The 10,530-nt window shown below is 56.6% G+C and carries 7 protein-coding genes; 4 read left to right on the top strand and 3 right to left on the bottom strand.

The annotated features are described in order from the left end of the window. The first annotated feature begins 896 nt into the window (after positions 1-896). The gene (gene cobM, locus H6G62_RS24320) at positions 897-1,736 is read left to right on the top strand and encodes a precorrin-4 C(11)-methyltransferase (RefSeq protein WP_190500031.1); all 840 of its coding nucleotides are present in this window, start codon (positions 897-899) and stop codon (positions 1,734-1,736) included. Positions 1,737-1,882: 146 nt separating this feature from the next. Here cobM and H6G62_RS24315 read toward each other — a convergent pair whose 3' ends face one another. Beyond that, the gene (locus H6G62_RS24315) at positions 1,883-2,866 is read right to left on the bottom strand and encodes an RNA polymerase sigma factor, RpoD/SigA family (RefSeq protein WP_190500029.1); all 984 of its coding nucleotides are present in this window, start codon (positions 2,864-2,866) and stop codon (positions 1,883-1,885) included. A gap of 903 nt (positions 2,867-3,769) precedes the next feature. On the opposite strand from H6G62_RS24315, the gene H6G62_RS24310 reads away from it, so the two are divergent. Continuing rightward, positions 3,770-4,108 (top strand): hypothetical protein, encoded by a 339-nt coding sequence (locus H6G62_RS24310; protein WP_190500027.1) that lies wholly within the window; start codon positions 3,770-3,772, stop codon positions 4,106-4,108. A 96-nt stretch (positions 4,109-4,204) separates the two neighbouring features. On the opposite strand, the gene H6G62_RS24305 is transcribed toward H6G62_RS24310, so the two are convergent. Both H6G62_RS24305 and H6G62_RS24300 read right to left on the bottom strand, forming a co-directional pair. Continuing rightward, positions 4,205-5,752, bottom strand: a complete 1,548-nt coding sequence (locus H6G62_RS24305) for a SagB/ThcOx family dehydrogenase (RefSeq protein WP_190500025.1) — start codon at positions 5,750-5,752, stop codon at positions 4,205-4,207. A gap of 130 nt (positions 5,753-5,882) precedes the next feature. After that, positions 5,883-6,302: a hypothetical protein gene (locus H6G62_RS24300; protein WP_190500023.1), complete on the bottom strand. Its 420-nt coding sequence runs from the start codon at positions 6,300-6,302 to the stop codon at positions 5,883-5,885. Positions 6,303-6,665: 363 nt separating this feature from the next. On the opposite strand from H6G62_RS24300, the gene H6G62_RS24295 reads away from it, so the two are divergent. After that, positions 6,666-9,191, top strand: coding sequence for a response regulator (locus tag H6G62_RS24295; RefSeq protein WP_190500021.1), 2,526 nt, complete (start codon positions 6,666-6,668; stop codon positions 9,189-9,191). Then, the gene (locus H6G62_RS24290) at positions 9,188-10,435 is read left to right on the top strand and encodes a hybrid sensor histidine kinase/response regulator (protein WP_190500019.1); all 1,248 of its coding nucleotides are present in this window, start codon (positions 9,188-9,190) and stop codon (positions 10,433-10,435) included. Before H6G62_RS24295 ends, H6G62_RS24290 begins: the two co-directional genes overlap by 4 nt. Positions 10,436-10,530 lie beyond the last annotated feature (95 nt).

Raw genomic sequence — 10,530 nt, 5'->3', positions numbered from 1 at the left:
ACGCCAAGGCCTTGAGGTGTCGCAGATCCCGACGATGGCTATATTGACGCAGCAAGGACAGCACTTGATCATAGAGACAGGTGGTGGCTGGCATGGCAAAGACCCTGAGATATGCAATTCCAGCGTCTCATGTCACCTCACCTTTTCCCCCTCGCAGCACGAGGTTTCAAGCCTTTCACCCACTTCTGTCAGGCAGTCAGGTGGGAATTTCTTACTATGGTCGTACCTATCAAGAAGGCAAAAAAATTGGCTGGAAAGATGGAGTCCGGGCCATTTACTGTATTCTTAGATACAACCTCGTCAAGTAAGCTGATGAGAATCTAGCTTTGAACAGCTAAAGGGGGGGACTTTTAAGCTGATGCACATTACATTACATTACATTTTCCTTATATTTCCTTATGCTTCTGATCTTACGATCCCAGCTAATGACAAGTTGTCCCTCGTTCAACAGGTTATAGACAAGCGCTTCTAGATCTTCATCGATTCAAGTAAAGGAGCATCCGATTAGATCGGCGATCTCTTACTGAGTCCTACCATCCTTGCGTAATAGCAATATCAAAATTCACTCTCGAAGGTCAGGATGATCATGGAATTTCAACGGCTTCTGAAGTTCTTGCTTTGCCTCTGGCGTTAGATAGTTTTTGAATCCCATGGCTTATTGCGGAAGTTTAATGTATTATACGCAGCTTATAGCGGTTCTCGATTCAGTCAGGCACAAGCTTGTTTAGCTTCAGATCTCCCCAGTTTATTGCTGTAGAAGATTCGCCTTGTACTCCCCATTAAAATAGGGCTGGGGGGATCTTAGCGATATCCTTCATTCGAGTGAAGCCCGCAATAGATGACTAACAGTTAATAAGCTATGATCCAAGCACTATGTAAATCTTGGCCCCTTGCTGATGCCTAGCCTATCGCTTCCCGTTAAAATCCAGTCTTCGCCGTTGTCGGTACCGGGGCGAGCCCTGGTGCCAGCGGTCTATTTGGTGGGGGCTGGCCCTGGCGATCCCGAACTTTTGACCATCAAGGCCCAGCGCATTATCAGTCAGGCCGATGTGATTCTCTATGCCAATTCCCTGGTTCCAACCCAAATTTTGGACTGGGCCAGACCCGATGCCGAACGCTTGGGGACCGCTAATCTGACCCTAGAACGCATCCTGCCGCTGATGATTGATCGGGTGCGGGCAGGGCAATCTGTAGTACGCATTCAGTCCGGCGATCCCAGCCTTTATAGCGCCATTCACGAGCAAATCCAGGCGCTCACCGAGGTGGATATTCCCTTTGAGGTGGTGCCGGGGATCAGTGCCTACCAGGCCGCTGCTGCCAAGCTGAATGCCGAACTTACTATTCCGGGGCTGGTGCAGTCGATTATTTTGACCCGCATTAGTGGCCGCACCCAGGTACCCGCCAGCGAGGATCTCGCCAGTATGGCCGCCCACAAAACCAGCCTGTGCCTCTACCTCAGTGCCCGCCATGTGGAAGCCGCCCAGGCTCAACTGATGCAGCACTACGAGGCCGATACCCCGGTGGCGATTTGCTTTCGGCTGGGCTGGCCCGATGAGCAAATTTGGCTGGTCCCCCTAGCGGAGATGGCCGCTGCCACCCAGGAACACGATCTGATTCGCACCACGCTCTATCTGATTAGCCCCGCCCTGCGTGGTGGCCAAGTCCGCTCCCGCCTCTACAACCCCGACCACACCCACTTGTTCCGCCCTCGGCCCCAGGATGCGGCGAACGGATAACCCCCTGATCGGGGAGAAAAAACTAGCTCCCCCTGAAATCAATCAGGCGGAGCTAGGGAAGATTAACCCATCCAGGGAATCGGAGGAGATCAAGCCACGATCATCAACGATTATCGACGCCGTGGGCAATCGCAAGGGTAGGGGCACTAGCTAGCGATGTAGCCGTGCATGGCCCCTTTGCGGCGGCGCAGGTGTTTGAGGGCTTGCTGTTCGAGCTGGCGTACCCGTTCGCGGCTGATGTTCATGCGGTTGCCCACCTTGGCCAGGGAGAGTTCGTTGCCGTCCTCTAGGCCGTAGCGCAGGGTAATCACTTCCTTTTGCTGGGGTGTCAGTTCCGACAGCAGGTTGCGAATGTCCTGCTTGAGGGATTCCTGGGCGGTGAAGGTTTCCGGCGAAATGCCGTCGTCCTCCAGCAGCTCTTGCAGCTCGGTGTCTTGGTTGTCGCCAATGCGCACATCCAGGGAAATGGGCTGGCGAGACAGCACCAAGAATTCCCGAATTTGAGTGGGATCAAGCTCTAGGGCTTCACCAATTTCGGCGGCGTTGGGGGCGCGACCCAGTTGTTGGGAGAGCTCCCGCTGCACCCGCTTAATTTTATTCAGCTTTTCGGTGATGTGGATGGGCAGCCGGATGGTGCGGGCCTGCTGGGCAATGGCGCGGGTAATGGCTTGGCGAATCCACCAGTAGGCATAGGTGGAAAACTTGTAGCCCTTGGTGGGGTCAAATTTTTCTACGCCTCGTTCCAAACCGAGGGTGCCCTCTTGGATTAAATCCAAAAACTCCAGGTTGCGCTTTTGATACTTCTTAGCGATGGCCACCACCAGGCGCAGATTGGCTTCGATCATTTTGTGCTTCGCCCGTTCGCCCAGGCGCAATTGCTTGGCCAACAGATCCGGGGTGATCTGTGCCGCCTCTGCCCACTCGCTACGGCTGGGTTCCCGTTCTAGGCTGGCGGTGAGGGATTCCTTCAGATCCAACAGCGCCATGTAGGTTTGCACCTGTTTGCCAAAGATAATTTCCTCTTCATGGGTCAACAGGGGAACCCGCCCGATCTCGTGGAGATAGGTGCGCACCGCATCGGCGCTGTAGAGGGGTTTGCTTTTTAAAGTACGGGTTTTGGTTTTCGTCATCGGTTGACCTCTCCTCCACTGACAATGCTGGTAACGCCCTGACTGACAAAATAAACAAAACTTGAGGGCAATTTGGGGTTTACAAACCCCGGTAAATTCGCTCTGGCACACAGGATGTAATCTTGATACCAGGCGTGTCTTTGAAATGGGTGCGTGGCCTAGCCCAACGCTGGACTATTCTCTGGGCTGTGATAACGACGGATCGAGGGAAAAGGTTCCCTCACCCAAACTTCGGCCAAATCTAGCGCTATCAGGATGGGTCAGGCGACAACCCGGCTTGTCTCAACGTCGCCCCTGGGTAGAAAGTTGGATGTTGTGCGAAAAACCTTGCTCGCAACGGGCTTTCCTACAAGAGGGTTCTTTTAATATTGGCCTCAGTAGATGGCCATGGCCATCGGCGTAAACTCGTAATCATTATGAGTTTCTCCTTCCAGCATATAACAACCGTTCTGTTGCGTAAAGAGCAAGGAATGCTTCACAAAACTTTAGGACGCATCGGATTCAGACTTTGTTTCCACGGCCAGAATATTCTCCAGCAAAGTTTTCCAAAGACTTAAGAATTGGCTAAACGTCCTTTTCCTCCCCTATTTACTGCTTCCCCTATTCAGCCCAGTCCTAGACCATGACTTTCCATCCTTCATTGTTCGTATTATCTAGGGATTCAACATCCCCTCCAAGGGGGATTTCCCCGTGGGAGAACCGTACCCAGTCCTCTCTGCTGAGGGGACAAAGGGGCCATGGCTGATGGGCCATACCCGACTTGGAAAAACACTTTATCAACCTGGTATTTCGGGGGAATGACGGTTTTGTGGCAACTCTGTGGCAAGGGAAAGTCGGGGGAGGTCGGAGAAGGCCGGGACACGCTTTTGCCTTTTCTGCCGTCCTGGGATAGCGTAGAAAGTCGTGCAATATCGGGAGATAGAACCCATGGGAACGGTGGCCGGAAAGGGAGACTTTAGCGCCAGTGGCTATGTGGGAGCGGCCATTATTCATCACCGCACGACCCTGTCCTTTCAGAATTTCAGCACCAGTGCCGAGGCGTTGCCCCTAGAGGCGCTGCTGACCATCAACGGCAATCTGGCCAAACGCCACATTCCCCTTGGCCCCATTCCCGCCGACCAAGCCGCCTTTGACCTGGCAGTTCCCGAAGGCACCGACATCAGCCTATTCAACACTGTGGTGATTCGCGCTGCCGATCCCGAACAATCTGAGACCATTGTGGGAACCGCCACCGTGCCCTAGCTCAGCTTTCATAGCCCAATGCTATCCCGCAAACGGTAGGGGCGAGGGTCCCTCGCCGGAATGACAGATCAGAACTCCGGTTTTTAGCCGCTGTGGTTAGGTCGTAGCGGGTTGGCCGAGGGTAGTGATGTAGATGACGGCCTCGTCGGCGGGAATGCCCAGTACCTCGTTGACTTGGTCATCGTAGAAGCCGCCAATGCCGCTAACCCCCAGGCCCAGGTAAATGGCGGCCAGGTTGAGGCGCTGGCCCAGGTGACCTGCATCCATGTGCAGATAGCGGTAGACTCGATCCCCGTAGGCGGCGGTGGCGGCTTTGAGATCGGCGGTGTGGAACAGCACGGCGGCGGCATCGCGGCCCAGCTCTTGGCCGAGGCAGAGGTAATGCAATTCGGGCCGAAACTGCTTGAACCGCACCTGGCGCAGTTCTTGGCTGCGGGGGGCGTAGTAGTAGCAGCCCGCCTCTAGGCCATCCACGCCGGAGATCGCCAAAAAGGTTTGCAACAGGCCCAGGTCGCCGTAGTCGGGATCGCCATCTAGCCCTTGATCCCGGTAGTGCTGGGGTTGGTAGGTGAAGTCGAGTAGGTGCTTCAGCGCCTCGAAGGAAATGTGCCCACCACTATACTGTCGGGTAGAGCGGCGTTTGAGGATGGTGTTCTCCAGGGAACTGAGATTATCGCCCCAGGGGATGGGGGTGGTTTGGGTGGACACCCGTAGGCAAAAGGGAAAATTGTACTTGTCCTCTAGGGGGCTGTCATCGTCGGCTTCGGGGGGATGGCGAGAGACCCAGTTGGGCGCATTGGTGGCATCCGCTAGATGGGTGGCCTGGTGGAAATACTGGAGTAACTGACCATCGGCAACCCGTGGGTAGGTGGTTTGGGTCGGGGCAACAAAGATGCTTTGGGTGGTGGCCAGGTTTTGCTCCACCGCCAGCAAGTCCGCCAGGGGCAGCACCGCCAAAACGCCCTCTTCGTCGGCATTGAGGTAGAGCAACTGGGCCATGGCCTGATCGGCAAAACTGGCGATCAGGTGGGGGCGATAGTCCGTCAGGGCGCTGGCCAGTTCGATATTGCCCAGCAGGTGCCCCGTATCGAGGCAAATGCGCCGATAGGCCCGATCCCGGTAGCGCCAAGCCGACCGATAGAACACCCCCGTTACGACCAGGGCCATTTGGGTGGAGGCTAGGGCTGGGTGCCAAAAACAGGCCCGTTGCAGGTTGCCCCAGGTATGGTCGTCCCAGTAGCGCCAGAGGCTATGGGTGCGGGCTTGGTAGTTGTATAACCCGGCGGGTAGTAGCTTGGTTCCCCGTGAGACCAGGTACACCTCCGCTGGGTAGAGCCCCCCAGCCGAGGGAGCCGACCGCAGATAAAAGACGTCTCCGGTGATGGTCGGGAATTTGGCTGTTAGCCCGTAGGCGTTAATCAACAGCCGCGACAGCCGCATCCAATCGTAGTCCTCGGATCGGGAAGGCGTCCAGGCGCTATCTAGGTAGGGCTTGAGATCGACTTCCACCCCCACCTGATAGGTCTTAAAGGGGACGGGCTGATGGGCATAGTCTAGGGGGTGGGCTTGCTGGGCCAGGGTATCGGGGTCGTACTTGGTGCGGTGGTGGTAGTGCTGGGCCAGCGAGGAGGGAAGGTCGGGCATAGCCAAGGAAGCGGGGCAGGTGCATTATGTTCAATTTAACCTAAGGATTCCTAAACCTACGGATAAACCTACGGATAAACCTACGGACTGCCAGCGAGGCATTTCGCCGCCTACCCCACAGATTCGCCGCCTACCCCACAGGGCGTTTGTTATTGGCATAGGCGTTGTACTCCTCGTGGGACAACACCCGCCAGGGCACCAGTTGGCCATCTTGTTCCCGGCACAGCAGCCGATAGCGGTGGCCCACGGGAATACGGATGACGGTGCGATCAAAAATCATGCGCTTGCCCTTCAGGGCTTTGAAATGCTGCCCTTGTTGGAGATCGTCGAGAATCAATCGAGCCTTGTCAACCACATGGCGCGGCAAGCCCCGCAGATCAATGGGATCATCGTCAAACTGGGCCTGCCAAGTCTGCTTTTGAGCTTGGCGCATGGCCTCCTGCGCTTGGGTTTGCGCAGCGGCGAGTGCCTCCTGCTCACAGCGATGACAGACTTGCCCCCGACCACGATGGCCACAGGGAAAAAGGTGCTGACGTTTTGCTTTAGCCATCGATAATATGCCACGGAACCGCCATAGGGAACGGGAGATCACATCTATGTCTCTCCAGTTCTAGTATCCCCTGGGATTTCCCCGATGTTGTGGAGATCTCCATCGCTGGAAAGGGCTGTTCTACCCCTCCGATCCCCAGATCCTAGGGCCATCAAGGCACTAAACCCAAGCTGGGGCAAAGCATCATTCATCGAATAAATGGTTAAGAAATGTAACGTTATCCTGTGTTTTTGCCTAGGGTTTCCCAAAATTTTTACCCCAAGCCTGCTGATGCCAAAGGTCTATGAATACAGGAGAATAAAGTAATTCAATTGGGGTGGGTCATCGTGGTCACCCGCCCATCCCGTCGTCCTGGTAGACGTAATGGCCCCGTCCTCCCTATCACCAACCCTCGCCACCCAGAGCGACCGCCTCCTGCGGGGGATTGCCATGGCCACCAATCGCCTGCTCACCACCACCGACCACCACCAGGGGGTGCAGGCGGCCCTCGATGCCCTCGGTGCGGCCACCGATGTGGATCGGATCTATATTTTTCAGCAGCATCCCCACCCTGAAAGCGGGGAGATCGTGGTGAGTCAGCGGTGGGAGTGGGTGGCCCCAGGGGTGCCTTCCGAGATCGACAACCCGGACCTGATGAACTATCCCCATCGGGAAATGCTGCCCCGCTGGTATGCTGCCCTAGAGCGGGGGGAGGCTATCCAGGGGCTAATCAAAGACTTTCCCCCGGAGGAGCAGGTTCTCCTCGCTCCCCAGGGGATTCTGTCCATTTTGGTGGTGCCGATTTTTATCCGGGATCAGTGCTGGGGGTTTGCAGGCTTTGACGATTGCCACCAAGAGCGCCCATGGGATGAGAACAGTCAGGCTGTTCTGATGGCCATGGCGGGCAGCATTGGTGGGGCCATTTCTCGGCACCAGGCCGAGGTGGCACTGACCCGTCTAAACGAAACCCTAGAACAGCGCGTCCAGGATCGCACCGCCGAGCTTCAGCAGGCCAAGGAACAGGCGGAACAGGCTAGCCGCGCCAAAAGCGACTTTTTAGCCAACATGAGCCACGAACTGCGCACCCCCCTGAACGCCATCCTTGGCTTTACCCAGGTGATGCAGCGCGACCTGGAACGAATGCCCGGTCTCCCCACCGACCTGGTGCAATCCCAACGAGACACCCTGGGGATCATCTACCGCAGCGGCGATCATTTGCTAGGGCTGATCAACGAAGTGCTGGACATGGCCAAAATCGAATCGGGCTGCATGACCCTCAACCTGGCCCCCTTCGACCTGCCGCTGATGCTGACCAGCCTGATGGATATGTTCCAGCACCGAGCCCAGGCCAAGGGGCTGGATTTAATCTATCGCTGCGATCCGTCGGTGCCCCTGGGGGTAATGGGGGATGAGCGCAAGCTACGGCAAATTTTGATGAATATTCTGGGCAATGCCCTCAAGTTTACCGAAACGGGATCCGTGACCTTGACGGTAGAAGCTGGCCCACCCCAGGAGGAGGAAGAGGTGCCGCTTTGTTTCACCATCACCGACTCTGGCCCCGGCATTGCGGCGGCGGAAATGTCTTCCCTATTTACCCCCTTTGCCCAAACCACCACCGGACAGAAGGCCCAGGAGGGCACAGGCTTGGGGCTGGCCATTAGCCGTCAGTTTTTGGAGTTGATGGGCGGCGAGATTGCCGTGGAGAGTGCGGTCGGGGTTGGCACCACCTTTCGGGTGAGGCTGGCCCTGCCCACCCTGGCCATGGAGCCCACCGCCGCCGCTGCCCCCGCCAGAACCGTGGTGGGGTTGGCTCCCGATCAGCCCACCTACCGCATCCTAGTGGTGGATGATTACCGCGAAAATCGTCAGCTTTTAGTGCAGTTTCTCAAACCCCTGGGCTTTGATCTATACGAGGCTGGAGATGGCAAGGAGGCCATTGCCCAATGGCGAGCCCATCGCCCCCACCTGATTTGGATGGACATTCGGATGTTGGGTATGGACGGCTACGAAGCCACCCGCCGCATTAAGGCCGACCCCGCTGGCCAAGACACGGTGATTATTGCCCTCACCGCCAGCGTGTTTGAGGCGGAACGGGCCAATATCTTAGCTGCCGGGTGCGCAGACTTTGTGCGCAAACCGATCACCGAGGCGGTGCTACTGAAAAAACTGGCCCAGCATCTCGGAGTGGTCTACCGCTATGCCGACGCCGACGCCCCTAGCGCCGAAGCTCCGATGATCTCCGATTCCCGGCCCCTTATCCAAGCCCTGGCCCAGCAGCCGGAGGATTGGGTGCGCCAACTCTATCGGGCCGCACGGGGAGCCGATGAGGACGACATCGAAGCCCTCGTGGCCCAATTGCCCGCCCAGGATGCGGATCTGGCCAAGGCACTGGAAACCTTAGTAGAGGCATTTCGGCTGGATGAAATTATCAAACTCACCGAAGCCTGGCAGGCTCCCAGTTCATCCAGCACCTTGGTTCCTACCGTCGTGGGACTAGCGGATCATGATAATCCCCCACGGGTCTTAATTGTTGATGATCGGGCTGAGAACCGGGCTTTGCTACGCCGCTGGTTGGAGCCCCTTGGGTTTGCCATTACCGAAGCCACAGAGGGCTCAATGGCCGTGGCCACCTGGAGAACCTTCCAACCCCAGGTCATTTTGATGGATATCCGAATGCCGGGGATGGATGGCCTCACGGCGACCCGTCAAATCCGGCGGGAGGGTGGCCCCCAGTCGCCCCCCATCGTGGCGATCACCGCCAGCAATACCCCAGAGGAGAAGGCGGAAATCTTCGCCGCTGGGTGCGATATCCTGCTGTTCAAACCCCTCAACCAATCCGATCTGCTCAGTGCCCTAGCCCAGGCGATTCCCCTGCAATATCGCTACCCTTCCCTTGAGGTCTCGCCATGAGTAGCCCAGAAACTCCCCACAAGGGCGATATTTTGGTGGTCGATGACCGCCCTGACAACCTGCGCCTGTTGTCGGCCATGCTGTCTGAGCAGGGCTATAAGGTGCGCAAAGTCATCAAAGGCGAGATGACCTTTGATGTCGCCCAGGTGAACCCGCCGGATTTAATTTTGTTGGATATTTTTATGCCCGTGATGTCTGGCTTTGAGGTTTGTCAGCAGCTCAAGGCCGACGAACGCACTAGCAGCATCCCCGTTATTTTTCTCAGCGCCTCCGACGAACCCCTCGACAAGGTGAAAGCCTTTGCGGTGGGTGGCCAAGACTACATCACCAAACCCTTTGAAATCAGCGAAGTCCTAGCCCGCATTGAACATCAACTGCGCATTCTACAGCTCCAGCAGCAGATGAAGGATCAAAACCAACGGCTGCGGGCGGAAATTGCCGAACGACTCAAGGCCGAAGCCGCCCTGCGTCAGGTGAATGATGAACTGGACGAACGGGTGCAGGAACGCACCGCCGCCCTCACCCACACCAATCAGCAATTGAAATGGATGGGCCAAAAACTTGAGCAGGCCCTCGCCCAGGAACAGGATCTCAATCGGCTGCGGTCGCGCATCATCACCACCATTTCCCACGAATATCGCACCCCCATGGCGATTATCAGCAGTTCCACCGGAATTTTGGAAGACTACTTTGACCAGCTCACCCCGACCCTGCGTCACAAACACCTAGGCCGTATCCAAGGCGCAATTCAACGGATGCTCGCCCTGATTGACGATGTGATTCTGCTCAATCGCCTTGAATTTGACCCCGTGGAGGTAAAATTGGCCCCCGTCCCTCTGGCCTCGATGATGGAAGCCGCCGTGGCCGAGGTCCACACCACCGTCGCCCAGCCGCGCCAGATCGCCGTGACCCTGCAAGGCGATTACCTCCAGCCCATCACCGACGCCAGCCTCCTCCAAACCGTAGTCATCAATCTGATCAGCAACGCCTGCAAGTTTTCCCCCCCAGACACCCCCATCGAAGTCTCGGTGAACGGCCAACCCCAGCAATTCCAAATCACGGTGAAAGACCACGGCATGGGCATCCCCACCGAGGAAATCGAGAGCATTTTCGAGCCCTTTTTCCGGGCCAGCAACACCCTCAACGTTCAGGGGGTGGGTATGGGCATGGCCATCGTCCAAAAATGCCTCGATCTGCTCAACGCCACCGCCACCGTCCACAGCCAAATCGACGTAAGCTGTTAGTCATCTAAACTGCGTATAATACATTAAAATTCTGGAATAAGCCATGGGAGTCAGAAACTATCTAACGTCAGAGGAAAAGCAAGAGCTTCAGAAGC

The sequence above is a fragment of the Phormidium sp. FACHB-1136 genome, from assembly GCF_014697375.1.
In the GTDB taxonomy this organism is placed as follows: domain Bacteria; phylum Cyanobacteriota; class Cyanobacteriia; order Phormidesmidales; family Phormidesmidaceae; genus Nodosilinea.
Note: the sequence above shows the minus strand (reverse complement) of the source record. Positions and strands in the feature narration are given on the sequence as shown.

Bases quoted from the DNA above. Each gene is read 5' to 3' on its own strand.
- cobM (WP_190500031.1), top strand. From the start codon at position 897: ATGCCTAGCCTATCGCTTCCCGTTAAAATCCAGTCTTCGCCGTTGTCG.
- H6G62_RS24315 (WP_190500029.1), bottom strand. From the start codon at position 2,866: ATGACGAAAACCAAAACCCGTACTTTAAAAAGCAAACCCCTCTACAGC.
- H6G62_RS24305 (WP_190500025.1), bottom strand. From the start codon at position 5,752: ATGCCCGACCTTCCCTCCTCGCTGGCCCAGCACTACCACCACCGCACC.
- H6G62_RS24300 (WP_190500023.1), bottom strand. From the start codon at position 6,302: ATGGCTAAAGCAAAACGTCAGCACCTTTTTCCCTGTGGCCATCGTGGT.
- H6G62_RS24295 (WP_190500021.1), top strand. From the start codon at position 6,666: ATGGCCCCGTCCTCCCTATCACCAACCCTCGCCACCCAGAGCGACCGC.
- H6G62_RS24290 (WP_190500019.1), top strand. From the start codon at position 9,188: ATGAGTAGCCCAGAAACTCCCCACAAGGGCGATATTTTGGTGGTCGAT.